This window comes from Klenkia sp. AC732, from assembly GCF_979256525.1.
The window spans coordinates 39,763-65,263 of record NZ_CEEDOS010000017.1; the positions used below are offsets into that span (position 1 = coordinate 39,763).

22 protein-coding genes are annotated in these 25,501 nt (G+C 74.8%); 7 read left to right on the plus strand and 15 right to left on the minus strand.

The features are described from left to right. Positions 1-6: 6 nt before the first annotated feature. A complete protein-coding gene (locus AC0IVP_RS10170) occupies positions 7-1,254 on the minus strand; it encodes an MFS transporter (protein WP_157519625.1) in 1,248 nt (415 codons plus the stop codon). A 150-nt stretch (positions 1,255-1,404) separates the two neighbouring features. Here AC0IVP_RS10170 and AC0IVP_RS10175 point away from each other — a divergent pair, with 150 nt between their 5' ends. Then, positions 1,405-2,463, plus strand: a complete 1,059-nt coding sequence (locus AC0IVP_RS10175) for an ABC transporter permease (protein WP_056300352.1) — start codon at positions 1,405-1,407, stop codon at positions 2,461-2,463. Next, positions 2,460-3,341 (plus strand): ATP-binding cassette domain-containing protein, encoded by an 882-nt coding sequence (locus AC0IVP_RS10180; RefSeq protein WP_471756362.1) that lies wholly within the window; start codon positions 2,460-2,462, stop codon positions 3,339-3,341. Before AC0IVP_RS10175 ends, AC0IVP_RS10180 begins: the two co-directional genes overlap by 4 nt. Positions 3,342-3,454: 113 nt before the next feature. On the opposite strand, the gene AC0IVP_RS10185 is transcribed toward AC0IVP_RS10180, so the two are convergent. From AC0IVP_RS10185 to pyrE, 5 genes are all read right to left on the minus strand, one after another. After that, positions 3,455-3,862, minus strand: coding sequence for a DUF3151 domain-containing protein (locus AC0IVP_RS10185; protein WP_056300364.1), 408 nt, complete (start codon positions 3,860-3,862; stop codon positions 3,455-3,457). Then, positions 3,859-4,890 (minus strand): class II fructose-bisphosphate aldolase, encoded by a 1,032-nt coding sequence (fbaA, locus tag AC0IVP_RS10190; protein ID WP_056300367.1) that lies wholly within the window; start codon positions 4,888-4,890, stop codon positions 3,859-3,861. The genes AC0IVP_RS10185 and fbaA overlap by 4 nt, the downstream gene beginning before the upstream one ends. 108 nt (positions 4,891-4,998) lie before the next feature. Continuing rightward, on the minus strand, positions 4,999-6,366 hold the full coding sequence (locus AC0IVP_RS10195) for an FAD-dependent oxidoreductase (RefSeq protein WP_471756364.1): 1,368 nt from the start codon (positions 6,364-6,366) through the stop codon (positions 4,999-5,001). Between the two features lie 17 nt (positions 6,367-6,383). Then, complete coding sequence (locus AC0IVP_RS10200; RefSeq protein ID WP_471756366.1) at positions 6,384-7,853, minus strand: FAD-binding oxidoreductase; 1,470 nt, start codon at positions 7,851-7,853, stop codon at positions 6,384-6,386. 40 nt (positions 7,854-7,893) lie between these two features. After that, a complete protein-coding gene (gene pyrE / locus AC0IVP_RS10205; protein WP_056300374.1) occupies positions 7,894-8,445 on the minus strand; it encodes an orotate phosphoribosyltransferase in 552 nt (183 codons plus the stop codon). A gap of 36 nt (positions 8,446-8,481) precedes the next feature. Here pyrE and AC0IVP_RS10210 point away from each other — a divergent pair, with 36 nt between their 5' ends. Beyond that, positions 8,482-8,946: a TspO/MBR family protein gene (locus AC0IVP_RS10210; protein WP_471756368.1), complete on the plus strand. Its 465-nt coding sequence runs from the start codon at positions 8,482-8,484 to the stop codon at positions 8,944-8,946. A gap of 69 nt (positions 8,947-9,015) precedes the next feature. On the opposite strand, the gene AC0IVP_RS10215 is transcribed toward AC0IVP_RS10210, so the two are convergent. Together AC0IVP_RS10215 and AC0IVP_RS10220 are read right to left on the minus strand one after the other, a co-directional pair. Further along, entirely contained in the window at positions 9,016-9,693 is a 678-nt protein-coding gene (locus tag AC0IVP_RS10215; RefSeq protein WP_471756370.1) for a fasciclin domain-containing protein, read from the minus strand. 150 nt (positions 9,694-9,843) lie between these two features. Beyond that, the gene (locus tag AC0IVP_RS10220) at positions 9,844-11,538 is read right to left on the minus strand and encodes a molybdopterin-dependent oxidoreductase (RefSeq protein ID WP_471756372.1); all 1,695 of its coding nucleotides are present in this window, start codon (positions 11,536-11,538) and stop codon (positions 9,844-9,846) included. Positions 11,539-11,647: 109 nt separating this feature from the next. Here AC0IVP_RS10220 and AC0IVP_RS10225 point away from each other — a divergent pair, with 109 nt between their 5' ends. After that, positions 11,648-12,103, plus strand: a complete 456-nt coding sequence (locus tag AC0IVP_RS10225; protein ID WP_471756374.1) for a hypothetical protein — start codon at positions 11,648-11,650, stop codon at positions 12,101-12,103. A gap of 63 nt (positions 12,104-12,166) precedes the next feature. Here AC0IVP_RS10225 and AC0IVP_RS10230 read toward each other — a convergent pair whose 3' ends face one another. Beyond that, positions 12,167-12,973, minus strand: a complete 807-nt coding sequence (locus AC0IVP_RS10230; RefSeq protein ID WP_471756376.1) for a hypothetical protein — start codon at positions 12,971-12,973, stop codon at positions 12,167-12,169. An 84-nt stretch (positions 12,974-13,057) separates the two neighbouring features. Continuing rightward, on the minus strand, positions 13,058-15,676 hold the full coding sequence (gene clpB, locus AC0IVP_RS10235; protein WP_471756378.1) for an ATP-dependent chaperone ClpB: 2,619 nt from the start codon (positions 15,674-15,676) through the stop codon (positions 13,058-13,060). Positions 15,677-15,853: 177 nt separating this feature from the next. On the opposite strand from clpB, the gene AC0IVP_RS10240 reads away from it, so the two are divergent. Next, entirely contained in the window at positions 15,854-16,315 is a 462-nt protein-coding gene (locus AC0IVP_RS10240) for a MarR family winged helix-turn-helix transcriptional regulator (RefSeq protein WP_056300395.1), read from the plus strand. 62 nt (positions 16,316-16,377) lie between these two features. Beyond that, entirely contained in the window at positions 16,378-16,821 is a 444-nt protein-coding gene (locus AC0IVP_RS10245; protein WP_056300397.1) for an OsmC family protein, read from the plus strand. 99 nt (positions 16,822-16,920) lie between these two features. Here AC0IVP_RS10245 and AC0IVP_RS10250 read toward each other — a convergent pair whose 3' ends face one another. Further along, positions 16,921-17,607, minus strand: coding sequence for a response regulator (locus AC0IVP_RS10250; protein WP_471756380.1), 687 nt, complete (start codon positions 17,605-17,607; stop codon positions 16,921-16,923). Next, a complete protein-coding gene (locus tag AC0IVP_RS10255) occupies positions 17,604-19,214 on the minus strand; it encodes a sensor histidine kinase (protein WP_056300405.1) in 1,611 nt (536 codons plus the stop codon). The genes AC0IVP_RS10250 and AC0IVP_RS10255 overlap by 4 nt, the downstream gene beginning before the upstream one ends. 9 nt (positions 19,215-19,223) lie before the next feature. On the opposite strand from AC0IVP_RS10255, the gene AC0IVP_RS10260 reads away from it, so the two are divergent. Then, entirely contained in the window at positions 19,224-20,207 is a 984-nt protein-coding gene (locus AC0IVP_RS10260; protein ID WP_056300726.1) for a tripartite tricarboxylate transporter substrate binding protein, read from the plus strand. On the opposite strand, the gene AC0IVP_RS10265 is transcribed toward AC0IVP_RS10260, so the two are convergent. From AC0IVP_RS10265 to AC0IVP_RS10275, 3 genes are all read right to left on the minus strand, one after another. Further along, complete coding sequence (locus AC0IVP_RS10265) at positions 20,191-21,384, minus strand: glycerate kinase family protein (protein ID WP_471756382.1); 1,194 nt, start codon at positions 21,382-21,384, stop codon at positions 20,191-20,193. The two genes, AC0IVP_RS10260 and AC0IVP_RS10265, sit on opposite strands and share 17 nt — an antisense overlap. Positions 21,385-21,425: 41 nt before the next feature. Then, positions 21,426-23,198, minus strand: a complete 1,773-nt coding sequence (locus AC0IVP_RS10270) for an SLC13 family permease (RefSeq protein WP_471756384.1) — start codon at positions 23,196-23,198, stop codon at positions 21,426-21,428. 467 nt (positions 23,199-23,665) lie between these two features. Continuing rightward, on the minus strand, positions 23,666-25,489 hold the full coding sequence (locus AC0IVP_RS10275; RefSeq protein WP_471756386.1) for an MDR family MFS transporter: 1,824 nt from the start codon (positions 25,487-25,489) through the stop codon (positions 23,666-23,668). Between the last annotated feature and the right edge of the window lie 12 nt (positions 25,490-25,501).

Sequence of the window (25,501 nt, forward strand, 5' to 3'; positions counted from 1 at the left end):
CGGGTCTCAGCGGCCGGTCTCGGCCTCCGGGACGAGCACCGGCGCGAGCGGGGCCGCGTGCTCGGCGCCGGCCGCCCGCAACGCCGCCCGCCCCGGGCCCGCGGCGAGCACCATCAGCACCAGGCCCAGCCCGGCCAGCACCAGGACCGGCACCCCGCCGCGCAGCGCGTCCCCGCTGACCAGCGCCAGCACCGTCGGGACGACGAAGCCCGCGTACACCGGCAGGTAGAACGCCGACAGCAGCGCTCCGCGGCGGTCCGGGGGCGCGACCCGGTCGCAGACGGCGACACCCGACGTCATGCCCAGGCCCTCGCCCAGCCCGATCAGCAGGCAGGCCGGCAGCACCCACGGCCATCCCCCGGGCTGCACCGCCAGGTACCCCAGCCCGCAGCCCAGCGCCGCCAGCAGCGCGGCGAGCGGCCCGGCCCGCACCGGGCCCAGCCGGGTGGCCAGCGGCGTCACCAGGGCGGCACTGCCCTGCACCAGCAGCGCCGAGACGCCCACGAGCGCGAACACCGCCCCGAAGCCGGCGTCGGCCACCAGCAGCGGGAAGACCGTCAGCGACAGGACCGCGTAGGTGTAGACGGTCAGCCCGACCGGCACCAGGTAGGCCCAGTAGGCCCGCCGGGCCACCCGCGGCACCCCGAGCGCCAACCGGCCCGGACGACGCTCCAACACCGTCTCCGGCACCCCGCGCAGGCCCAGCAACCCGACCAGCAGCAGCACCGCCGCAGGGGTCAGCGCGACCAGCTGCGGGGCAGGCCCCCACTGCACCAGCAGCCCGGCGACCAGCGGCCCCGCGGCGAACCCGGTCGCCATCGCCGCACTGGCCACCGCGGCGGCACCGCGGACCCGGCGGGCGGCGTCCGGACCGTCACCGGCGGACAGCTCCCGCAACCACACCGTGCCCACGGTGAACACCGCGCCGCTGGCCAGGCCCTGCGCGACCCGGCCCACGACCAGCAGCGGCACCCCACCGACGTCGGCGCTGATCAACACCAGCGTGCACAGCAGCGCCGCCAGCACCCCGCCGACGACGACCCGCCGCCGGCCGTCGCGGTCCGACAGCGGACCGGCCAGCAGCAGCGAGGGCACCAGCCCCGCGGCGTAGGCGGCGAAGAACAGGGTCAGGGTGAGCGCGCCGAGGTCGAGCTCGTCGGCGTAGCGCAGCAGCAACGGGGACGGCGCCTGGGTGCTCACCGCCGTGGCGAAGAGGGCGAGGAGCAACCGGCGACGCTGCCGGGAGGGGGCCATCTGCGCACCGTAGGGGCTCGGCACGCGGGGGGCCCTCGCCGACGGGGCCGGACGGGGTGGAGACTGGGCCGCACCGCCCGCGCCGAGGAGGACCCCGCTGCCCTCGCCCGAACGCACCCCCGGTCCTCCCCCAGCCCCGGGGACGCACCGGTGAGCGTCGAGTCGCCGCCCTTCGGGCCCCGGTCGGCCCCCGCCCGGCGCTCACCGGGACGACGCCTGCTGGACCGCGCCCTCGCCCGGCCCAGCCTGGCCTCGCTGATCGCCACCGTCGCCGTCTCGGTCTTCTTCGCCGTGCAGGCACCGTCGCTGGTGAGCACCGAGGGCCTGGCCACGGTGCTCGACGTCGGCGCCCTGCTGGGGATCGGCGGGGTCGCGGTGGCGATGCTGCTCATCGCCGGGCAGATCGACCTGACGGTGGGCGTCGTCGGAGTGGGCAGCAGCCTGGTCGCCGCGCTCCTGGTGCAGGCCGGCTGGGGGCTCTGGCCCGCCCTGGCGGTCTCGCTCCTGTCCGCACTGCTCGTCGGGCTGGTCAACGGTGTGCTCGTGGTCAGCACCGGCCTGCCCAGCTTCCTGGTCACCCTGGCCACGTTCCTGGTGCTCCAGGGCACCGCGCTCGCCGTCACCGACGCCGTCGCCGGCCGGGCCAGCGTCGGCGGGCTGTCCGCAGCCCCGGACTGGGCGTCGGTGAAGGCCGTCTTCGGGGCCACCCTGGAGGTCGGGGACGGGGTCTTCCGGGTGTCCCTGCTGTGGTGGGTCGGCGTCACCGCGCTGGCCAGCTGGGTGCTGTGGCGGACCCGCTTCGGCAGCGCCGTCATGGGCGTCGGCGGCGCCCCGCGGCCGGCCCGGGAGCTCGGCGTCCCGGTCACCCGGACGACGGTCGTGCTCTTCCTGGTCACCGCCGCGGCCGGCTGGCTCATCGGCACCCTCGGGCTGGTCCGGTTCAGCGGCGTGATGGTCGACCCCACGCTGGGCAACGAGATCGAGTTCCTCGTCGTCGCGGTCATCGGCGGGTGCCTGCTGTCCGGCGGCTACGGCTCGGCAGTCGGTGCCGCGTTGGGCGCGCTGCTCTACGCGGTGGCCCGCGAGGGCATCGTGCTCGCCGGCTGGGACCCCCGCTGGTTCCAGGCGTTCCTGGGCGTCCTGCTGCTGCTGGCCCTGCTGGCCAACGGCGTGGTCCGGCGACGGCTGCTGGCGGTGCCCCGGTCGTGAGCCAGCCCCCGCTCCCGTTCGCGGAGTTCCCCGACGAGCGCCCGGCCCACGACGCCGTCACCGGCGACCCGACCGCGCCCCCCGCGGGCACCCCGGTGCTGGAGCTGCGGGCGCTGACCCGGCGCTTCGGCAGCGTCGCCGCCCTCAACCGGGTGTCGGCGTCCCTGCGGGCCGGCGAGGTCACCTGCGTGCTCGGCGAGAACGGGGCCGGCAAGTCCACCCTGGTCGCCGTCCTCGCCGGGGTGCAGCGCCACGACGAGGGCGAGCTGCTGCTCGACGGTTCCCCAGTGCGTTTCCGCTCCCCCGCCCAGGCCCGCTCCCGCGGCATCGCCACCGTCTGGCAGGACCTCGCCGTCGCCCCGCTGATGAGCGTGTGGCGCAACTTCTTCCTGGGCTGCGAGCCGACCTGCGGGGTCTGGCCGCTGCGCCGGCTGGACCGCGAGGGCGCCCGGGAGACCACCGTGCGCGCCATGGCCCGGGTCGGCGTCGTCGGGATCGACCCCGACCAGCCCGCCAGCGCCCTGGCCGTCGGTGAGCGGCACAGCCTGGCCATCGCCCGCGCCCTGCACTTCGGCGCCCGGGTGCTGGTGGTCGACGAGTCCTCCGCACCGCTGACGGTGTCCCAGCACGCGCTGGTGCTGTCCTCGGTCAGCGCCGCCCGCGACCAGGGCCTCGCCGTCGTGCTGGTCACCCACAACACCCAGTACGCGCACCTGGTCGGCGACCGCTTCCTGCTGCTGGCCGGCGGTGCCGTCGCCGGGAACCTCACCCGCGACGACGTCGACGTCGACGACCTCACCCGCCTCGTCTCCGGCGGCGGCGACCTCGCCGTCCTCACCGAGACCCTCCGCGCCGCCCACCCCGACCTCCGCCGCTGACCCGGCGGCGCCGCCGTCGCCTGACGCCCATCCGGTCACCCTGGAGGGACCCGGTCACCGTGTGCGGTGACCGGGTCCCTGCCAGGTGACCGGCTGGACGCGGGGCGAGCTGTCTACGGGGCGAGGGTGGGGTCGCAGTCGCGGAGGAGCTCGGTGAGGCGCTGGGTCTCGGCGGTCTCGCCGATGGCCTCGCTGGCCTTGGCCAGCTCGGTCACGCAGCGCAGGAAGCCCTGGTTGGGCTCGTGACGCCACGGGACGGGGCCGTAGCCCTTCCAGCCGTTGCGGCGCAGGGCGTCGAGGCCGCGGTGGTAGCCGGTGCGGGCGTAGGCGTAGGCCTCGATGGTGCGACCGCCGGCGAGGGCCTCCTCGGCGAGGGCGGCCCAGGCCGCACTGACCGTGGGGTTCGCCGCGGCGACCTCGGCGGCGGGGGTGCCGGCGGCCAGGGCCGCGGTCGCCTCGGGGGTCTCGGGCAGCAGGGTCTCCGGGGGCGGACCGAGCAGGTCCCGGTGGCCGTGGGTCATCCCTGGGACTTCCCGGCCGACAGCAGGTCCTCGCAGGCGACCTGGATGCGGGCGGCCATGCCGATCTCGGCGGCCTTCATGTAGGTGCGCGGGTCGTAGACCTTCTTGTTGCCGACCTCGCCGTCGACCTTCAGCACGCCGTCGTAGTTGCTGAGCATGTGGCCGGCGATCTGGCGGGTGAAGGCGTACTGGGTGTCGGTGTCGACGTTCATCTTCACCACGCCGTAGCTCAGCGCCTCGCGGATCTCCTCCTGCGAGGACCCCGAGCCACCGTGGAAGACCAGGTTGAACGGCTTGCTGCCGGCCTCCAGGCCCAGCTCGGCGACGACGACGTCCTGGCCCTCCTTGAGGATCTCCGGGCGCAGCTGCACGTTGCCCGGCTTGTAGACCCCGTGGACGTTGCCGAAGGTCGCGGCCAGCAGGTAGACGCCCTTCTCACCCAGGCCCAGGGTCTTCGCGGTCTGCACGAAGTCGCCGGGGGCGGTGTAGAGCTTGTCGTTGATGTCGTGGGAGACGCCGTCCTCCTCGCCACCGACGACGCCGATCTCGATCTCCAGCACGATCTTCGCCGCGGAGGTCTTGGCGATGAGCTCCTCGGCGATGGACAGGTTCTCGTCCAGGTCGATGGCCGAGCCGTCCCACATGTGCGACTGGAACAGCGGGTCCTGCCCGCGGTCCACGCGCTCCTGGGACAGCGCGATGAGCGGCCGGACGTAGGTGTCCAGCTTCTCCTTCTGGCAGTGGTCGGTGTGCAGCGCGACCTGCACCGGGTACTGCTTCGCGACCACGTGGGCGTACTCCGCGAGCGCGCTGGCGCCCACGACCATGTCCTTCACCCGGGTGCCGGAGATGAACTCCGCGCCGCCGGTGGAGAACTGGATGATCCCGTCGCTGCCGGCGTCGGCGAACCCGCGCAGCGCGGCGTTGACCGTCTCCGAGGAGGTGCAGTTGATGGCCGGGTAGGCGAATCCGCCCTCCTTCGCCCGGCTGATCATGTCGGCGTAGACCTCGGGGGTCGCGATGGGCACGGTGACGCTCCGATCGAAGAGAGGACGAGCTGCTCAGCCCCAGTATCCCGCCCGGGGTGAGGACGACGACAGCGGGCGACCGCCCGGGTGGACCCGGACCGGGCGCCCTCAGCCCCGCTCGGCGCGGCTGACCACCCGCGCGGCGACCGCGACGGCGTCGTAGGTCGGGGAGAAGGGCGGCGCGTAGGACAGGTCGGAGCCGGCCAGCTCGTCGGCGGTCATGCCGGCCCAGACGGCGGTGGCGATGACGTCGATGCGCTTGCCGGCGCCCAGCCCGCCCACGACCTGGCCGCCCAGCAGCCGTCCGGACGCGGCCTCGGTGACCAGCTTGACGGCGATCTCCTCGGCTCCGGGGTAGTAGCCGGCCCGGGTGGTGGCCTCGACGACGTCGCTGCGGAAGTCGAACCCGGCGGCCTCGGCCTGCGTGGTGCACAGGCCGGTGCGGCCGATCTCCAGCGGACCGACCTTGGTGATCGCGGTGCCCAGCACCCCGGCGAACCGGGCCGGGCGGCCGGCGATGACGGAGCCCGCGACCCGGCCCTGCTTGTTGGCGTGGGTGCCCAGCGCGACGTGGACCGGCTCGCCGGTGATCCGGTGGTGGGTCTGCACGCAGTCCCCGGCGGCGAACACGTCGGGGTGGGTGCGGCTGCGCATGGTGGCGTCGACGTCGATCCCGCCGGTGACGCCGATGCCGAGCCCGGCGGCCTCGGCCAGCCGCACCTCGGGGCCCATGCCCAGGCCCAGCACCACGATGTCGGCGTCGTGGGTGCCCTCGTCGGTGCGCACGCCGCAGGCGCGCCCGTCCGGGCCGGTCAGCACCTCGCGGACGGCCTGGTCGGTGTGCACCGTCAGGCCCATCGCGCGCATGCCGGCGCACACCCGCTCGCCCATGTCGGCGTCGAGCAGGCCCATCGGCAGCGGGTCGGCCAGCACGACGCTGACGTCCAGGCCGCGGGCCTGCAGCACCTCGGCCATCTCCAGGCCGATGTAGCCCCCGCCCATGACCACGGCCTTCGGCGTCCGGTCGGTGGGGAGGTCGTCGAGGGCGGCGCGGATCGCCTGGCCGTCGTCGAGGCGGTGGACGCCGTACACCCCGGGGGCGTCCAGGCCGGGGATCGGCGGGCGGGTGGGCCGCCCTCCGGTGGCGATCAGCAGCGTGTCGTAGTCGAAGGTCCGGCCGTCGGCGGCGGTGACCCGGTGGGCCTCGAGGTCGATCGCCTCGGCCCGGGTGCCGGTGTGCACGGTGATCCCGCGCTGCTCGTGCTCGGCGGGGGTGCGGGCCACCAGGTCCGACCGGGCCCCCACCAGGCCACCGATCCAGTAGGGGATGCCGCAGGCGGAGAACGAGGTGTCCTGCCCCTGCTCGAGGACGACGACGTCGAGGGAGTCCGCGTCCCGGATCCGCCGCGCCTGGGCCGCGGCCGACATGCCGCCCGCGTCACCCCCGATGACCACCAGTCGTGCGCGCCCCGTCATGGGGCCAGCGTCCCAGGTCAGCGCAGCGAGGCGGCGCCCGCCAGGTCCGACACCGACGCCGGGCCCGTCGAGGGGCGGAACACCTTGCCCGGGTTGAGCAGCCCCTGCGGGTCCAGGGCGGCCTTCACGGCCTGGTGCACCGACAGCGACACCGGGCCGATCTCGCGCTCGAGCCACTCGGTCTTGAGGTTCCCGACGCCGTGCTCTCCGGTGATGGTCCCGCCCAGGGCCAGCCCCAGCTCCAGGACGTCGTCGAAGGCGGCGAAGGCCCGGGTGCGCTGGTCGTCGTCGGTGGGGTCGAAGACGACGGTCGGGTGCATGTTGCCGTCCCCGGCGTGGCCGACGACGCCGATGACCAGGCCCCGCCGGCGGGCGATGGTGTCGCAGCCGTCCAGGAACGCGGCGATCCGGGAGCGGGGCACGGCGACGTCGTCGATGAGCGTGGTGCCCAGCCGCTCCAGGGCGGGCAGCGCCATCCGCCGGGCGGTGAGCAGCAGGTCGCCCTCGGCCGGGTCGTCGGTGACGTGCACCAGGTCCGCGCCGGCGTCCCGACAGAGCTGGGCGAGCACCTCCATCTCGGCGACGGCGGCCGCTCCCCCGGCGTCGGACTGGGCCACGAGCAGGGCGTGGGCGTCCCGGTCCAGGTCGGCCTTGAGCATGTCGTCGACGGCGCGGATGCAGGTCCGGTCCATGACTTCCATCAGGCTGGGGACGACGCCGCAACCCACCGCGGCCTCGACGACCTGGCCGGTCTGGGCGGTGGTGGAGAACGTGGCGACCAGGGTGACGGGCACCTGCGGGGCCGGCCGCAGCGACAGCGTCGCCTCGGTGATGACGCCGAGCGTGCCCTCCGACCCGACGAACAGGCGGGCCAGGTCGTACCCGGCCACGCCCTTGACGGTGCGCCGACCGGTGCGCAGCACCCGGCCGTCGACGAGGACGACCTCCAGGCCCAGCACGTAGTCGGTGGTGACGCCGTACTTGACGCAGCACAGGCCACCGGAGTTGTTGGCCAGGTTGCCGCCGATCGTGCACCAGTCGTAGCTGCTGGGGTCCGGGGGGTAGAACAGCCCGTCACCGGCGACGGCGTCCCGCAGTGCCTTGTTCACCACGCCGGGCTGCACGACGGCCAGCCGGTCGGCGGTGGACACCTCGAGGACGGCGTCCATCCGGGTGAGCACCAGGGTGATCGCGCCGTCGATGGCGTTCGCCGCGCCCGCGAGCCCGGACCCGGCCCCCCGGGGCACGACGGGCACGGCGTGCGCCGAGGCGATCCGCATGACCGCGGAGACGTCGGCGGTGGTCCGCGGCAGCACCACCGCGGCCGGCGTCCCGGAGGGCGCCAGCATGGCCTGGTCCCGGGCGTAGGCGGCGGTGACGTCGGGGTCGGTGAGCACGCTGTCGGCGCCCAGGGCGTCGATGAGCTCGTCGAGCCAGGGCGGGGTGGGCGCGTCCAGCGACGTCGTCGTCGCGGTGATGGCGGTCACGCTGCCACCGTACGACGCCGGGCCACGCGACGCCGGGGCGTCAGGCGAGGCCGAGGTCGGACAGCTCGAAGGCGGCCAGGTAGGTGTAGCCGGCGGCCTCGACGGCGGCGCGGGCCCCGCGGTCCACGACGACGGCGACGCCGACCACCTCGGCCCCGGCCTCGGTCAGCGCCTCGGCTGCGGTGAGCGGGCTGCCACCCGTCGTCGACACGTCCTCCACCACGAGCACCGTCCGGCCGGCGACGTCGGGGCCCTCGACCCGGCGCTGCATGCCGTGCGCCTTGCCCTGCTTGCGGACCACGCAGGCGTCCAGGAAGCCGACGCCGTCACTGGCCGCGTGCAGCATCGCGGTGGCCACCGGGTCGGCGCCCAGGGTCAACCCCCCGACGACGTCGTAGGACAGGTCGGAGGTGAGCTGGCGCATGACGCGCCCGACGAGGGGTGCGCCCTCGTGGTGCAGCGTCAGCCGGCGCATGTCGATGTACCAGTCGGCCTCGCGCCCGGAGGACAGCGTCACCTTCCCGTGCACCACGGCCAGATCGGTGATGAGCTCCTGCAGGCGGGTCCGGTCGGGGTGGTGCGCTGCCGTCATGCGCCCGACGGTATCGCTGGGCGATCATCGACGCCCATGACCACCTCTTCGGACCGCGTCTCCGCCGCCGCCCTCGCGATCGGCTCGGCGGTGGTGGGCGGTCTGGCCACCGACCCGGGCAGCCGCTGGTTCCGGCGGCTGGACAAGCCGGCGTTCTACCCACCGCCGCAGGCCTTCGGGATCGTGTGGAGCGCGCTGTACACGGGCATCGCCTGGGCCGGCGGTGAGGTGCTCAGCCGGGCCGACGCGCAGCAGCGGCACGACTTCGCCCGCGCCTACGCGGTCAACCTGGGCCTGAACTCGGCCTGGACGCCGCTCTTCTTCCGGGCGCACCGGCCGTGGCTGGCCACGTTGGAGTCCGCGGCACTGACCGTGTCCACGGTCGACCTGGTCCGCCGGGCCGACCGGGTCAGCCGGCCCGCGGCGGCCGCGCTGGTGCCCTACGCGGCCTGGACGGCGTTCGCCACGGTGCTGTCGGGGGCCATCGCCCGTCGCAACTGAGGCACCGCACGCGACAGGGCCGCCGTCCCACGTGGGGACGGCGGCCCTGTCGGGTCGTGCGGGGTGCGATCAGGCAGCGGCGGGCTTGAGGACCTGGTCGAGGATGTAGACGGTGGCGTTCTCGGTCTGCACGTTGCCGCAGATGACGTTGGCGTCAGCAGCGCCGAGCAGGGTCTGGTCGGCCGAGATGGTGAAGGCCTCGTCCGAGCCGTCGATGGTCACGGTGTCGCCGAGCAGGGTGGTCTGCTCGCCGGCCAGCGCGTCGGGGGCCAGACGCGAGCCGATGACGTGGTGCTGCAGGACCGAGGTCAGCTGCGGGACGTCGGCCAGCAGGCCGTTCAGCGCGTCGGCCGGGACGGCCTCGAAGGCCGGGTTGGCCGGCGCCAGGACGGTGATGTCCTGAGCCGAGTTCAGGGTGTCGCCCAGGTTGGCGGCGGTGACGGCGGCCACGAGGGTCGACAGCACCGGGTTGCCGGAGGCGGCGGTGGCGACGGGCTGGGCGCTCATGGTGTCGAAGGAGCCCTCGCCGTCGGCGGGGACCAGGCTGCAGGCGTCGCCGAAGGGGGCGTCGGCCGAGGCCTCGGTGGTCTCGGGGGCCGAGGACTCGGTGGTCTCCTCTGCGGCCGAGGACGACGAGGTGCCGGCGGCGTCGGTCGACGCGTCGTCGGAGCCGCAGGCGGTCATCGTCAGGGCGAAGGCGGAGGTGGCGGCGATCAGGGCGCCACGGGTGAGACGGGTGCTCTTCATGGGGTGGTGCTCCTCGTACTCGTGCGACGGCGTGTCGCGGGTGGGGTGTGTCCCGGCGGGACCGGGGCGCCTCCGGCCGGGTGGCCGTTGACGAGCTTTATGGGTGTGACCAGCGTAAAGACCGCTGAAACACAGATCAGTGGTTCGTGATCAGGTCGAGACCATCCGGATGGAGTGCAACCCGGTGGCACCGTCGGGGAACGGTGCGACCCGCTCCTCGGTCTGCGTGGTGCCCTCGGTGTCGGTCGCCCGGACGGTGAACTGGTGCTGGCCGGGCGCGAGGTCCAGGGGCAGGACCCACTGGCGCCACAGGTCGGCGTTGACCTCGGGGGACAGCTGCGCCTCCACGTAGTCGGCGTCGTCGACCTTGACCTCGACCTTGGCGATCCCCCGGCCCTGCGCCCAGGCCACCCCGGCGACCGGCGTGGGGCCGGCCGGCACGTTGCGGAGGGCAGCCGGGGTGTCGATCCGGGAGAAGACCTTGATGGGGGCGTCGGTGGCCCAGTCGCGCTCGGTCCAGTAGGCGTCGACCGCGTCGTAGGTGGTGGCCTGGATCTCGGTCATCCACTTGCAGGCCGACACGTAGCCGTAGAGGCCGGGGATCAGCATCCGGACCGGGAAGCCGTGCTCCACCAGGAGCGGCTCGCCGTTCATCCCGATCGCGATGAGCGCGTCCTCAACGTTCAGGGCGCTCTCGGTCGGCGTCCCGATGGTCATGCCGTCGGAGGAGCGGCACAGCAGCTGGTTCGAGCTGGACTGCACGCCGTTCTCGCGGAGGAAGTCGCCCAGCGGGATGCCGATCCAGCGGGCGGTGCTGGACAGCCGGCCGCCCACCTCGTTGGAGACGCAGGTCAGGGTGATGTCCCGCTCGACCAGGTCGTCGCGCTCGAAGAGCTCGGCGAGGGTGAAGCTGCGCGGGCTGTCGAACATCCCCGACAGCGTCAGCGTGTACTCCGACGGGCTGATCTGCGGCACGGTGATCGCGGTGTCGACCCGGTAGAAGTCGCGGTTCTCGGTGAACAGCGGCGTCAGGTCGGGCACGTCGGCGGACATGTCCGCGCCGGCCGGCAGGGCGGGGGCCGCGCTGGAGGGCGTGGGCAGGGCCAGGTCGGACCGGGCCCCGGCGACGTCGAATCGGCGCTGCAGCAGGCGACCACCCCCACCGGTGACGACGGCGGCCCCGACGGCCACCCCGCTGGTGAGGAAGAACCCGCGCCGGTCCAGGGCGAAGCCCTTGCGGTCGGTCTTCCCGAGGACGTCGCGCAACCGGGCCACGATGGCCTCGTCGGCGTGCTGGGTGCTGCGGGTGGCGCCACCGGGCGCGCCGACACCGCTGGAGGGGGTGTGCACCGCAGCCGGGGTCAGGGGCGCGATGAGGTAGAGCAGGGCGACGGCGCCGACCAGGGCGCCCACCAGGGAGGGCAGCCCGTCGAGCAGGCCACCGGCGGGGCGGGTCACCGCGGCGATGACGCCGATGACACCGAAGAGGCCGATGCCGATGAGGCCGAGCAGCCGGCTGCGGAGCGAGACGAGGCCGACCACCAGGGCGTAGAGGGCGATGACCACCAGCACGCCGCCGACCAGGACGATCTTGTCGTCCTCGCCGAACTGCTCGATGGCGAAGCTCTTCAGCGACTCGGGGGTCAGCGTGATGGCCGCGTTGCCCACCGCCACGACGGGGCTGGAGGCGGGACCGACGAGGCCGGCCACCAGCTCCGCGACGCCCAGGGCGACGGCAGCGGCGAGCAGACCGGCGAGTGCCGCCAGCAGGCGGCGCAGGCGACGGGCGCCGCGGGTGGGCTGCACGTCGTCGCCGGCAGCTGCGGCCGGGGACTGCTCGGTCATGGTCACGGTGGGTGTTCGGGCCCAGACGCCGATCGGTTCATCACGAACGTGTAACGACTCTGCGACCGGGCTGGGGATCGGCTGACGGTCCCCGTGCCAGGGTGGCCGGGTGACCTCCTCGGCCGCCTCCACCCCGTCCCCCGCCCCGACGTCCGTGCGGGTCGCCGTCGGGCTGCTGGGCGCCGTGGCCGTCCTGCTGCTCATCAGCGCCGGCCTCACCCTGGCCGGCCGGGACACCGTCGTCGAGCAGTTCCTCACCGCCCAACCCGACCTGGCCCGCGACGAGGTCGAGCGAGCGGTGGTGCTGGGCCAGGTCCGCTACCTGCTGGTGGCGGTCGCGGCGGCGGTCGCCGCCGTGTCCCTGCTGCGGCGCCGCTCGTGGGCGCGGTGGCTGGGCGTGCTGGCCGCGGGCTTCCTCGGGCTGCTCACCCTGCTGTCGGTCGTCTCAGCCGGGGGCACGACCGTGTTCTCCCTGCTGGTGGTGGTGCTGTGCGTCGGGGCGGTGAGCAGCCTGCTCGCGCGCACGACGGCGGCCTGGGCACCCGGTCGCCGCGCGGCCGGCTGACCCCACGGACGCGGACGGCCCCACCCGCAGAGAGCGGGTGGGGCCGTCCGGTGGCGACTGGGGTCAGCGGCCCTTCATGGCCGTGTACCACTGACTGGAGGCCTTCTGGGCCAGGAAGAAGATGCCCACGGCGATCAGCAGCAGCTGGAGGACGCCGGTGATGGTGATCAGCGCGACCCCGGTGCTGGCGATGTTGAACACCGACAGCAGGCTGAGCCCACCCAGCACGAACAGCGTGATCCGCGCCCAGTTCTTGCCCTGGTAGGCGAACCAGATGACCGCGCAGTAGGCGGCGAAGAACACCAGCCCGAAGACGGCGGCCGTCGCGGCGACGCCCGAGCCGAGCCCGGCCAGCTCGGCCGTGTCCGGGTCCAGGCCGGCGTCCCGGGCCGCGTTGTCGGTGATCGCGTCCAGGTTCGCGAAGGTGACGATCGAGCTGATCAGCCCGATGACCGTGGCCGCGACGAACGCGTAGACGCCGTTGGTCACCGTGGACGGGCGCGGCGGACGGGCACCCGCCGGACCCCAGCTGGCCGGCGGCGCGGCCGGGAACCCGCCCTGCCCGTAGCCGGGCTGCTGCTGGCCGTAGCCCGGCTGCTGGCCGTGGCCCTGCTGCTGCCCGTACCCCTGCTGCTGGCCGTACCCCTGCTGGCCGGGGCCCTGCGGCGGCTGCTGGCCGTACTGCGGGGGCTGCTGTCCGTACCCGGGCTGCTGACCCGGTGCCTGCTGTCCCCAGCCGGGCTGCTGGCCCGCACCGGGCTGGCCGGGCTCGCCGCCCTGACCGGGTCGGCCCTGGTCCCATCCGCCTGACGTCACGTCGTCGTCCTCCTCCTCGCCGGGGTGCCGGGGGTCGCCCGGCGTGGTGATCATGGGGCACCCGGCCCACCTGCGCAGCAGGTGACACACCCCTGCCCGGTCGGTCGTGCACGACCGACCGGACGGGGGAGACGCACGTCAGGCCGGCACCCGCGCCGCCCGCCGCACCGTCAGACCCCCGTCGGCCGCACCGACGCCCAGGGACGCGGTGTCGGGCTCGGCGACGTCGACGAGCACCCCGTCGCCGTCCCGGACCTCGCCGGACAGCAGCGCGCGGGCCAGCTGGTCGCCGATCGCGGACTGCACCAGCCGGCGCAGCGGTCGGGCGCCGTAGACCGGGTCGAACCCGTTCATCGCCAGCCACTCCCGGGCCGCGTCGGACACCTGCAGGGACAGCCTGCGGGCGGCCAGCCGGCGGGCCAGCACGCCGACCTGGATGTCCACGATGCCGGTCAGCTCGTCGGTGCCCAGCGAGTCGAAGACGACCACGTCGTCGAGGCGGTTGAGGAACTCGGGCTTGAAGTGCGCCCGGACCACCTCGTCCACGGCCCGCCGCTTGGCGTCGGCCGGGACCGACTGGTCGGCGATGACCTGCGAGCCCAGGTTCGACGTCAGCACCAGGATGGTGTTGCGGAAGTCCACCGTCCGGCCCTGGCCGTCGGTCAGCCGGCCGTCGTCGAGCACCTGCAGCAGGACGTCGAAGACGTCGGGGTGGGCCTTCTCGACCTCGTCGAGCAGCACCACCGTGTAGGGACGACGACGCACCGCCTCGGTCAGCTGGCCGCCCGCCTCGTAGCCCACGTAGCCGGGGGGCGCCCCGACCAGCCGGGACACCGAGTGCTTCTCGGAGTACTCGCTCATGTCGATGCGGACCATCGCCCGCTCGTCGTCGAAGAGGAACTCCGCCAGCGCCTTGGCCAGCTCGGTCTTGCCGACACCGGTGGGGCCCAGGAACAGGAAGGACCCGGTGGGGCGGTCGGGGTCGGCCACCCCGGAGCGGGCCCGGCGGACGGCGTCGGACACCACCCGGACGGCGGCCGGCTGGCCGACGACGCGGCCGGCGAGCACGTCCTCCATCCGCAGCAGCTTGGCGGTCTCGCCCTCCAGCAGCCGGCCGGCCGGGATGCCGGTCCAGGACTGCACGACCTCGGCGATGTCGTCGGGGCCGACCTCCTCCTTGAGCATCGAGGCCTCCGCGGTCGCGCCGGACGCCTCGGCCAGGGCCTTCTCCAGGCTGGGCAGCTGGCCGTACCGCAGCTCCGCCACGCGGGCCAGGTCGCCGTCCCGCTCGGCACGCTCGGCCTCCTGGCGCACCGTCTCCAGCCGCTCCTTGGTCTCCCGGATGCGGTCGATGGCGCCCTTGTCCTGCTGCCAGCGGGCGGTCAGCTCGTCGAGCAGCTCGCGCCGGTCGGCCAGGTCCTCGCGCAGGGCGACCAGCCGGGCGGCGGAGGACTCGTCGTCCTCCTTGGCCAGCGCCATCTCCTCGATCTCCAGCCGGCGGACCACCCGCTCGACCTCGTCGACCTCGACCGGGCGGCTGTCGATCTCCATCCGCAGCCGGCTGGCGGCCTCGTCGACCAGGTCGATGGCCTTGTCGGGCAGGAACCGGGCGGTGACGTACCGGTCGGACAGGGTGGCGGCGGAGACGATGGCGGCGTCGGTGATCCGGACGCCGTGGTGCACCTCGTAGCGCTCCTTGAGCCCGCGCAGGATGCCGATCGTGTCCTCGACGGTGGGCTCGCCGACGAGGACCTGCTGGAACCGGCGCTCCAGGGCGGCGTCCTTCTCGATGTGCTCGCGGAACTCGTCCAGCGTGGTGGCACCGACCATCCGCAGCTCACCACGGGCCAGCATCGGCTTGATCATGTTGCCGGCGTCCATGGCGGAGTCACCGGAGGCACCGGCCCCGACGATGGTGTGCAGCTCGTCGATGAAGGTGACGATCTCGCCGTCGGACTCGGTGATCTCGGTCAGGACCGCCTTGAGGCGCTCCTCGAACTCGCCGCGGAACTTGGCCCCGGCGACCATCGCGGACAGGTCCAGGCTCATCAGCCGCTTGCCCTTGAGGCTCTCCGGGACGTCGCCGGCGACCATCCGCTGCGCCAGGCCCTCGACGATCGCGGTCTTGCCGACGCCGGGCTCCCCGATCAGCACCGGGTTGTTCTTGGTCCGACGGGACAGCACCTGCACGACGCGGCGGATCTCGGTGTCCCGGCCGATGACCGGGTCCATCTTCCCGTCGCGGGCCCGCTCGGTGAGGTCGACGGCGTACTTCTCCAGGGCCTCGAAGGTGCCCTCGGGGTCCGCGGAGGTGACCTTGCGCGAACCCCGGACGGTCCGGAAGGCGGCCAGCAGCGAGTCGGCCGAGGCCCCCGCGCCGGTCAGCACCGACCCGGCCTCACCGCCGACGGTGGCCAGCCCGACCAGCAGGTGCTCGGTGGAGACGAACTCGTCGCCCAGCGCCGAGGCCTGTTCGCCGGCGGCGTTGACCACCCGCAGGAGGTCCCGGGACGGCGCGGGTGCCGGCACGCTGGACCCGGACACACTGGGCAGCCGGCGCACGGCGGCCTCGGCCTTGGCGCGGACCTCCCCCGGGATCGCGCCGGTGGCCTGCAGCAGCGGAGCGGTGATGCCGTCGGCCTGGTCGAGCAGGGCGACGAGCAGGTGCAGCGGCTCCAGGCTCGCCTGGCCGCGGTCGACCGCCAGCCGCTGGGCCGCGGCGATGGCCTCCTGCGATCGGGTGGTCAGCTTGTCCATGGTCGGGACGGGGTCCTCTCGGTCAGGTGGTGTCGGTGGGGTGGTGTCGGTGGGTGGTGCTCGCTGACTCCGTCAACGGAGCAGGACTTGAGTCTGTTCCGCTCAACTCTGTCCGTCCAGTCCGGATCCGGGACATTCCGGAACGCAATCCGGTGGTCCACGACTTAGGCTTGCCCGATGTCGGACTCCCCGTCGCCGAGCGTCGCTCTGGACGACCAGCTCTGCTTCGCGCTCTACGCCGCTTCCCGGGCCGTGACGGCCCGCTACCGTCCGATGCTGGACCAGATGGGGCTGACCTATCCCCAGTACCTGGTGATGATGCTGCTCTGGGAGACCGACGGACAGACCGTGGGCCAACTCGGTTCCCGACTGGCCCTGGACTCCGGGACGCTGTCCCCGCTGCTCAAGCGGCTCACCGCCGCCGGCCTGGTCACCCGGCACCGCCGCGTGGACGACGAGCGTTCGGTCTCCATCCAGCTCACCGACGCCGGCAGGGCACTGGAGTCCCAGGCGATGGACGTGTCGACCGAGATGATCGGGGCACTGGGCATGGCGATCAGCGAGTTCGACCACCTCAAGGCCGAGCTGCGGGCCCTCACCGAGCGGGTCGTCGAGGACGGGAACAAGGCCCGGACCTGATCAGTTGTGTACAACTGACTGTCGTCGACACCACGGCGACCCCTCACACGCCAGGAGGCACGATGCCCACGCGCACCGCACGCACCGCATGGAACGGCACCCTCGAGGAGGGCTCCGGACAGGTCGAGCTGTCCAGCAGCAAGGTCGGCACCTACGAGGTGTCCTTCCCCAAGCGGGCCGCTGACGAGGCCGGTGGCACCACCTCCCCCGAGGAGCTCATCGCCGCGGCGCACTCCTCCTGCTTCGCCATGCAGCTCTCGGCCCTGATCGCCCAGGCCGGCGGCACCCCGGAGTCCCTCGAGGTCGCAGCCGACGTCTCCCTCGGCCCGGACTCGGCCAACGGCGGCTTCAAGCTCACCGGCATCGCGCTCACCGTCCGCGGCGAGGTCACCGGCCTCGACGCCGCCGGCTTCGAGAAGGCCGCCCAGGACGCCAAGGCCGGCTGCCCGGTCAGCAAGGCCCTGACCGGCGTCGAGATCACCCTGGACGCCGCGCTCGTCTCCTGAGCCCCGGCACACGGCCCCGTCTCCCCCCGGGAGGCGGGGCCGTCGTGCGTCCAGGGCCGTCGTGCGTCCAGGGCCGTCGTGCGTCCAGGGCCGTCGAGTTCAGGGCCGCCAGGCGTAGCGGCGCTCGGGTCGGCCGGTGGAGCCGTAGCGCAGGTGCACCCCGACCCGGCCGGTCGCGGCGAAGTGCTCCAGGTACCGGCGTGCGCTCACGCGGGAGGCACCGAGGGACTCGGCGCACTCGGTCGCCGACAGGCCCTCCTCCCCCGCCGCCCGCAGCGCCAGCTCCACGCGCTGCGCCGTCTCCCGGGACAGCCCCTTGGGCATGCCCCGCGCCAGCAGCGCCTCCGAGGGCCCGGTGAAGGCCCGGTCGACGTCGGACTGCTCGGCCGCGGCCACCGAGGACAGGTGCTCCCGCACCTGCCGGTAGTGCAGCAGCCGCACCCGCAGGTCCTCCGCGGTGAACGGCTTGAGCAGGTAGGACACCGCACCGCCCCGGACCGCGGCCTGCACGGTGTCCACCTCGCGGGCCGCGGTCACCATCAGCACGTCCAGGTCCGGGGTGCCCTCCCGCAGCCGGCGCAGCACCTCGGTGCCCGGGACGTCGGGCAGGTGCACGTCCAGCAGCACCAGGTCCACGCCGCCGTGCCCGACCCGGTCCAACGCGTCCTGCCCGGTCCCGGCGACGCCGACCGTGCGGAAGCCCTCGACGCGGTCCACGAAGCCCTTGTTCACCGCGGCCACCAGCGGGTCGTCGTCCACCACCAGCACCCGGACCGGGCCGGTCACGCGGCACCGACCGGGGCGGCCAGCTCGTCGGCGTGCACCGGCAGCCGCGCGGTGAACACCGCCCCGCCGCCCGCCGGGGAGTCCACCCGCACGTCGCCGCCGCGCCGCCCGCAGACCAGCTGCACCAGCGCCAGGCCGTGCCCACGACCCTCGCCGTCCTTGGTGGACACCCCGCGCCGGAACACCGAGTGCAGGACGGCGGGGTCCACCCCCGGCCCGTCGTCGGCGACCTCGACCAGCACGTCGTCCCCCTCGACCAGCGCGGTGAGCAGCACGTGCGCGCCCGGGGTCGGGCCAACGGCGTCCAGCGCGTTGTCGACCAGGTTGCCCAGCACCGTCACCAGGTCCGCGGCCAGGCCCGGGGCCACCCGCGGCAGCCCGGAGTCCGCCGAGACCTCCAGCACCGCGCCGCGCTCCCGGGCCAGGCTGGCCTTGGCGACGACCAGGGCCGCCACCGTGGGGTCGGCGAGCTGCCGGCCCACCCCGGCGTCGGCGGCCGCGCTGTCCCGGCCCAGCGCCTCGATGAAGCCGACCACGTCGTCGTGCAGGCCCAGCTGCACCAGCCCGGAGATCGTGTGCAGCCGGTTGGCGAACTCGTGGGTCTGCGCGCGCAGCGTCTCGCTGACGTCGCGGCTGGTGACCAGCTGCTGCTGCAGCGCCACCAGCTCGGTGTGGTCCCGCAGCGTCGTCACCGAACCCAGCGCCCGGCCCCCACGCTCCAGGTCGGTGCGGGTGAGGACCAGCAGCCGGCCGGAGCGGACCACCATCCGGTCGGGTTCCGGCGTCCCGGACCGGCCGGTGAGCAGGCCCAGCAGCGGTTCCTCGGGCACGTGGTCGGCCAGCGGCGTCCCCACGCAGTCCTCGGGCAGGTCCAGCAGCTCCACCGCGGCCTCGTTGACCAGGGTGACCCGACCCTCGACGTCCAGGCCGAGCACGCCCTCGCGGATGCCGTGCAGCATCGCCTCGCGGTGCTCGGTGAGCGAGGCGATCTCCGCCGGCTCCAGGCCCAGGGTCTGCCGCTTGACCCGGCGCGCCAGGAACACCGATCCGGCGACGCCCAGCACCCCGGCCACCACCAGGTAGGTCAGCAGGTCCGGCAGCGCGGTGACCAGCAACGCCGCGGTGCTGGGGTCGTCGATGGCGACGACGACGGTGCCCAGGAGGGCGCCGTCGTCCCCGAGCACGGGGGCACGTGCGGCTCGGACGTCGCGGTCCCCCAGCGTCGTCCCACCGCTCCAGCCGGCCGCGGCGTCGCCGTCCCCGGGGGTGAGGGTGGTGCGCAGCAGCCGGGGGTCGTCGGGGGCGGCCAGCACCAGCCCGGCGGCGTCGGTGACCACGATCGAGTCGACGTCGCTGGTGGTGCGCAGGTCCTCCACGACCGGGGCGATCTGGGCCCCGTCGGCGGCCACCTCGGTCAGCTCGAAGCGCAGCACCGGGACGCTGGCCGCGTACTCCGCGACGGCCCGGGCGCGCCGGTCGGCGCCGGCCTCCGTGGCGTACCGGCTCTGCGCGACCGACACCGCCGCGACGCCGAGCACGACGACCGCGACCAGCCCCAGCTGGAAGGCCAGCAGCCGCCCGGCGAGGGAGGTCGGACGGCGGGCCACCCCGCCATGATGGCCCTCCCGGTGTCGTGGGCCACCATGGGCGCCATGCGCGCCGTGGCCGGACTGCTCGTCGTCCTGGCCGTGCTGACCGGGTGCAGCGGGGGTCGCGACCCCGTCACCGACCTGCGGGTCATGGTGCCCAACACGGTCGGGGGCGGCTACGACGTCACCGCCCGGACGGCGGTGCGGGTGCTGGAGGAGACCGGCCTGGCCGAGGGCGTGGAGGTCTTCCAGCTGCCCGGGTCCGGCGGGACGGTCGGGCTGGCCCGGCTGTCCGGCGAGGCCGGCAACGGGGACCTGCTGATGAGCATGGGACTGGGCCTGCTGGCGGCGTCCCGGGCCGGGGAGGTGCCCACCACGGTCGCCGACGTCACCCCGGTGGCGCGGCTGCTGGAGGAGTCCGGCGCGGTCCTGGTCGCCGCGGACTCCCCCTACCGCTCGATGGACGACCTGGTCGCCGCCTGGACCGCCGACCCCGCGTCCTTCGTCGTCGGTGGCGGGTCCGCACCGGCCGGCCCGGACAGCCTGCTGGCGCTGCGGCTGGCCGCAGCACTCGGCATCGCCCCCGCGGACGTGGACTACCTGGGCTTCGACGGCGGCGGGGACCTGGTGCCCGCCCTGCTGTCCGGGCAGGTGCAGGTGGCGCTGTCGGGCAACGCGGAGTTCGCCGACCAGCTGGCCGGCGGCGAGGTCCGGGCGCTGGCCACCACCGGCGCCGAGCGGGTGCGCGCGGTGGACGCACCGACCCTGCGCGAGCTGGGCATCGACGTCGTGTTCAGCAACTGGCGTGGCCTGGTCGCCCCGCCCGGCCTGACCGAGGCGGAGGTCCGGCGGCTGACCGACCTGGTCCTCGCCCTGCACGACACCCCGCAGTGGCGGGCCGCGCTGACCACGAACTCCTGGACCGATGCCCTGCTCACCGGCCCGGAGTTCGCCGCCTTCCTCACCGGACAGCAGCAGCTGGTGGACGACACGCTCACGCAGCTGCGCTGAGCACCGGGACGGCGCGCAGCTGCTCACCCAGCAGGACGGTGCGCAGCAGGGACTCGGCCGCCCCGGTGACCAGCGGCGCGGCGTCCGTCATCGCCTGCGCGAGGGTCATCGGCCCGGTGACGATGCTGGCCACCGCACCGATGCCCAGGTCGTAGACCGCGGGCCAGCCCTCGCCCAGCGTGCCGGCCAGGGCCACCACCGGGGTGCCGGCGGCCCGGCAGCGGCGGGCGACCTCGGCGGGCACCTTGCCGCGCGGGGTCTGGGCGTCCAGCTGGCCCTCCGCGGTGACGACGAGGTCGGCGGCGGCGATGAGCTCGTCGAGCCGGGCGCCGGCGAGCCGGCTGTCGAAGAACACGTCGAACCGGCAGGCCAGCTCGGCGCCGATCGCGGCCAGCCCCGCGCCCAGCCCGCCGGAGGCGCCGCTGCCCGGGAGCGTCGCGAGCTCCCGGCCGCTGACCCGGGACAGCACCGCCGCCCAGCGCTCCAGACCGGCGGCCAGCTGCTCGACCTGCTCGGGGGTCGCACCCTTCTGCGGGCCGAACACCCGGGCCACCCCGCGCGGGCCGGTGAGCACGTTCGTCAGGTTCCCGGCGACCACCAGCTCGACGTCGGCCAGCCGGGGGTCCAGCCCGGACAGGTCGACGTCGGCGACCTCACCGAGGACGGCGGCACCCCGGCCCAGCTCCCGGCCGTCGGCGGCCAGCAGCCGGGCGCCGAGGGCCTGCAGGGCGCCGGCACCGCCGTCGCTGGTGCCGGAGTCCCCGCAGCCGACGACGACCCGGTGGCAGCCGGTGTCCAGGGCGGCCAGCACCAGCTCACCGACCCCGGCGGTGGTGGTGGCCGTGGGGTCGCGCCGGTCCCGCGGGACCAGTGCCAGCCCGGCGGCCGAGGCCATGTCCAGCACCACGGTGCCCCGCGAGGAGCCGCCGAGCACCGCCACGTGCGCGGTCACCGGGAGGCCGACCGGGCCGGTGACCCCACACGGCAGCAGGTGCCCGCCGGTGGCCGCGGCCAGGGCGGCGGCCGAGCCCTCCCCGCCGTCCACCAGGGGGACCCGGTCGATGACGGCGTCGGGCAGCACCCGCCGCACGCCGTCGGCGATGGCGGTGGCCACCTCGCCGGTGTCCAGGCACTCCTTGAATCCGCTGGGGGCGACGAGCACGCGGGTGATCGACATGGTGGGGCTCCTTCGTTCTGGGTGGTCGGGGGCGGGGGGCTTCAGGGCGCGAGGGGGAGGCCGAGGACCGGCCAGACCACGAGGGAGAAGACGACGACGAGCGCGGCGGTGAGCGGGCCGAGGACGGCCGAGAGCCGGCGCAGCTCGCGCGGGCCGTAGGTGGGCACGCCCTGGACCCGGGCGAAGACGGCCACCGGCTTCGCGGAGGCGGGCAGCGTGTGGCAGAACCCGGCGGCCGCGGTCGAGGCCATCGCGGCCGCGACCGGGTCGACCCCGGCGACCGGCGCGAGGGCCACCACCAGCGGGACCAGGACGGCCGAGCGGGCGGTGCGCGAGGCGATGACCAGGTGCGCGGCGGTGGAGACGACGACCACCACGACCAGGAAGGCGACCGGCGAGCCGGTGGCCGGGCCGATGGCGACCCCGGCCAGCGCGGCAGCGGCGCCGGAGCCGACCAGCGCGGAACCCAGCGCCAGGGTGGCGGCCAGGAACAGCAGCAGCGACCACGGCACCTGTCCCAGCGCGTCCCCGAGCCGGGTGCGCCCGAAGCCGGGGGCGGTGACGACGAGCGCGGCGCCGAGGGCGACCAGCGCCGGGGACAGCCCGTGCAGCGCCTCGGTGCACCACAGCGTGACGACGACCGCGAGCAGCCCCAGCACCCGGCGCTCCTCCCGGGTGAGCGCGGCCGGGGTGCCCACCTCGGCGGACAGCTCGGCGGCCGACACCCGCAGCGGCGTGGCCCGCTCGGCGCGGTCGGTGCTCAGCAGCAGCACGACCTCGGCCGCCAGGTGCGAGCTGACCAGCGCCAGCGGCAGGCCCAGCAGCACCCAGCGCAGGAAGGACACGCCCTCACCGGTGGCCTCGGAGAGCACGGCGCTGGTGACCAGGTGCGCGCCGGCGCCGAGCAGCGAGCCGACCGCGGACAGCAGCACGACGGTGGGCACCAGCAGCGCCAACCCCCGCACCAGCTGGGGTCGGTCCCGCAGCACCCGGGCGAGAGCGAGGAACACCGGCAGCGCGAGCGCGGCCCGCCCCGACGTGGAGGGCACCGCGAACGTGGTGGCGACCAGCGCCAGGGTCGTCAGGTGCACCAGTCCGCGCGGGCTGCGGGCCCGGGTCAGCAGCCGGCTCGCGGCGCGGTCGGCCAGCCCGGAGGCGGCGACGGCGACGCCCACCACGAAGGCGGCGACCAGCAGCCAGACGACGTCGGAGCCCAGGCTGGCGAACAGCTCGTCGGCCGACAGCACCCCGGTCAGTGCCAGCACCAGTGCCGCGGCCAGCGCGACGGCGGTGTCGTCGAGGTCGGTGGCGATCCAGGCCCAGGTGGCGACGGCGAACACCGCCAGCACCAGGGCGGCCGGGCCGGTCAGCCCACCGGTGACCCGGCCGGCCAGCACCGCCAGCAGCACCCCGGCCAGCAGCCCGACGCCGACCAGGTCGCGGCCGCGCAGGCCCACGAGCAGCGCGGCGGCCCGGGCCTGCAGGGCGGTGAGCCTCAGGCGCTGCGCGGTGAGCCTCAGGCGCTGGGCGGTGAGCCGGGCGCGCAGCGCGGTGAGCCGGGCGCCGGGGGTGGTGACCCGGGTGCCCGGTCGGCGGGCGGGGCCGACCAGTGGCTGCTGCGCGGTCGGCTGGTCGGTGCCGGCCTGCGCGGGCCCTGTGTGCTCGAGGGCGGCCTGCGCCGGGTCGGCCTGCGCCGGGTCGGCCTGCGCCGGGTCGGCCTGCTCGGTGGCGGCCTGCTCGGCGGCCACGGCCATGGGCCGGGTGCGGTCGGCGAGGGTCGGCAGCTCGTCCGTGGCGGCGGTGGAGGTGGACACGACGTGAACGGTGTCCGGCGCTCCGGTGCCCTCCGTGAGACCCGGGTGGCAGTCCTCTCATCCCGGCGTCGCGGGTGCGCGCGGTCAGGGGCGCACGGGTCACGGGTGCGCGGTCACCGCGCAGGCGCGCGGCGACCGCCCGGGTGCGCGCTCACGCGGCCTCGTCCCGGCCGTCACCGGCCTGGACGCGCACCACCGGCCCGGGTGCGCGTCCAGGCCGGCACGGTTGCGCGGACGTCGGTGTGGGGGCGCAGCCACGACCAGGCTGCGCGCCCGCGCCCGCGCCCGCACCCGCGCCCGCACCGCGCCCGCGCCCGGACCGCCCGTGCCCCGTCCCCGGCGGCGGCGCTGGTCCCCCCTCCGGGCGGCGCTGGTCCCCCTCCTCCGGGCGGCGCTGGTCCCCCTCCCCGGGACGACCAGAGGCCCGCCCCCGGGTGGGGACGGGCCTCGCGGTGCTGCGGCCGGGCTCAGCGGCGGGCGTCGGCCCGCTCGTGGGCGCCGGCGTCGGACTCGTGCCGGCCGTGCTGGTCCTCCAGCTCGATGCCGGTGAACTCGGTGACCCGGACCGGCTGCTCGGGGGCCTCCCCGCCGCCGACGGCGTGCCGCCCGGCGAGCTGGGCGTCGACGTCGGCGGTGCTGCCCTCGACCGGCCGGGCTGCCCGGTGCTGCTCGGCGGGCTCCTGGGTCGGGTCTAGCACCCGGTCGCCGGAGGCCATCCGCTCGTCGCCGCTCTCGGTGCGCAGCGCGACCTCGCGGATGAACACCACGGCCAGGAACGTGATGACCGACAGCAGCGCGGCGATCAGGAAGATCCGGCCGGTCGCGTCGCCGTAGGAGACCCGGATCAGGTCCTGGATCTCCGGCGGCGCGGTGCTCAGCGTCGCCAGTCCGACGTCCCCACCGCCGACCTGACCGGCCGCGCCGGCGGGCAGCCCGTCGGTGATCAGCGTGGTCACCCGGGCGCTGAGGACGGCGCCCAGCACCGAGACGCCGATGGTGCCGCCCAGACTGCGGAAGAAGGCCACCGCGGAGCTCGCGGCACCCAGGTCCGAGGCCGCCACCGTGTTCTGCACGGCGAGCACCAGGTTCTGCATCGTCATGCCGATGCCCAGGCCCAGGACGGCGAGGAAGAACCCGAGCAGGACCATGTCCGTGGTGTGGTCGATGGTCGACAGCAGGCCGAACCCGGCGGCGACCAGCACCGACCCGGCGACCAGGTAGGCCTTCCACTTCCCGTACTTGGAGATCAGGATCCCCGACGCGGTGGAGGAGACGAGCAGGCCACCGACCATCGGGATGGTCAGCAGGCCGGCCGCGGTCGGCGAGTAGCCCCGGGAGATCTGCAGGTACTGGCCCAGGAAGACCGTGGAGCCGAAGAGCGCGACGCCGACGGCGACCGAGGCGATGATCGCCAGCGTCGTCGTCCGGTCGCGGAACAGCCGCAGCGGGACGATCGGCTCCTTCGCGCGCATCTCGGTGACGACGAAAGCGACGACGGCGAGCAGCCCGCCGCCGACCATCAGCAGGGTCTCCAGCGACATCCAGGCGAAGGTGTCCCCGGCCAGGGTGACCCAGATCAGCAGCGCGGAGACGCCGGCGGTCAGGAAGGCAGCACCCAGGTAGTCGATGGTGACGTCGCGCTTGACGGTGGGCAGGTGCAGCGTGCGCTGCAGCAGCACCAGCGCGACGACGGCGAACGGGACGCCGACGAAGAAGCACCAGCGCCAGCCCAGCCAGCTGGTGTCGACCAGCAGCCCACCGATCAGCGGGCCGCCGACGGTCGCCACGGCCATCACGCCGCCCAGCAGGCCGGAGTACCGGCCGCGCTCGCGGGGGCTGATCATCGCGGCCATCGCGATCTGCACGAGCGCCTGCAGGCCGCCCAGGCCCAGGCCCTGCAGCACGCGCCAGCCGATCAGCGTGGGCACCGACTGCGCGAGTCCGGCGAGCATCGAGCCGACGACGAAGACGACGATGGCGATCTGGATGAGCAGCTTCTTGCTCATCAGGTCGGCGAGCTTGCCCCAGATCGGGGTGGAGGCGGTGCTGGCCAGCAGCGTCGCGGTGACGACCCAGGTGTACTGGCTCTGGCTGCCGCGCAGGTCGGTGATGATCGTGGGCAGGGCGTTCGAGACGACCGTCGAGGACAGGAACGCCACGAACAGCGCCAGGAGCAGCCCGGACAGGGCCTCCAGGATCTGCCGGTGGGTCATCCGGCCCTGCTGCTCGACTGCGGGCGCGGCGGCGGGGGTCTTCCCCGAGACGGTCCGCTCGGTGGTGGTGCTGGCCATGCTGGGTTCTCC

What these genes read in the sequence shown, in the direction of transcription:
- AC0IVP_RS10170 (WP_157519625.1), bottom strand. Translation starts at nt 1,254, where the DNA reads ATGGCCCCCTCCCGGCAGCGTCGCCGGTTGCTCCTCGCCCTCTTCGCC.
- AC0IVP_RS10185 (WP_056300364.1), bottom strand. Translation starts at nt 3,862, where the DNA reads ATGACCCACGGCCACCGGGACCTGCTCGGTCCGCCCCCGGAGACCCTG.
- AC0IVP_RS10195 (WP_471756364.1), bottom strand. Translation starts at nt 6,366, where the DNA reads ATGACGGGGCGCGCACGACTGGTGGTCATCGGGGGTGACGCGGGCGGC.
- pyrE (WP_056300374.1), bottom strand. Translation starts at nt 8,445, where the DNA reads ATGACGGCAGCGCACCACCCCGACCGGACCCGCCTGCAGGAGCTCATC.
- AC0IVP_RS10210 (WP_471756368.1), top strand. Translation starts at nt 8,482, where the DNA reads ATGACCACCTCTTCGGACCGCGTCTCCGCCGCCGCCCTCGCGATCGGC.
- AC0IVP_RS10215 (WP_471756370.1), bottom strand. Translation starts at nt 9,693, where the DNA reads ATGAAGAGCACCCGTCTCACCCGTGGCGCCCTGATCGCCGCCACCTCC.
- AC0IVP_RS10220 (WP_471756372.1), bottom strand. Translation starts at nt 11,538, where the DNA reads ATGACCGAGCAGTCCCCGGCCGCAGCTGCCGGCGACGACGTGCAGCCC.
- AC0IVP_RS10230 (WP_471756376.1), bottom strand. Translation starts at nt 12,973, where the DNA reads ATGATCACCACGCCGGGCGACCCCCGGCACCCCGGCGAGGAGGAGGAC.
- clpB (WP_471756378.1), bottom strand. Translation starts at nt 15,676, where the DNA reads ATGGACAAGCTGACCACCCGATCGCAGGAGGCCATCGCCGCGGCCCAG.
- AC0IVP_RS10240 (WP_056300395.1), top strand. Translation starts at nt 15,854, where the DNA reads ATGTCGGACTCCCCGTCGCCGAGCGTCGCTCTGGACGACCAGCTCTGC.
- AC0IVP_RS10245 (WP_056300397.1), top strand. Translation starts at nt 16,378, where the DNA reads ATGCCCACGCGCACCGCACGCACCGCATGGAACGGCACCCTCGAGGAG.
- AC0IVP_RS10260 (WP_056300726.1), top strand. Translation starts at nt 19,224, where the DNA reads ATGGCCCTCCCGGTGTCGTGGGCCACCATGGGCGCCATGCGCGCCGTG.
- AC0IVP_RS10265 (WP_471756382.1), bottom strand. Translation starts at nt 21,384, where the DNA reads ATGTCGATCACCCGCGTGCTCGTCGCCCCCAGCGGATTCAAGGAGTGC.
- AC0IVP_RS10275 (WP_471756386.1), bottom strand. Translation starts at nt 25,489, where the DNA reads ATGGCCAGCACCACCACCGAGCGGACCGTCTCGGGGAAGACCCCCGCC.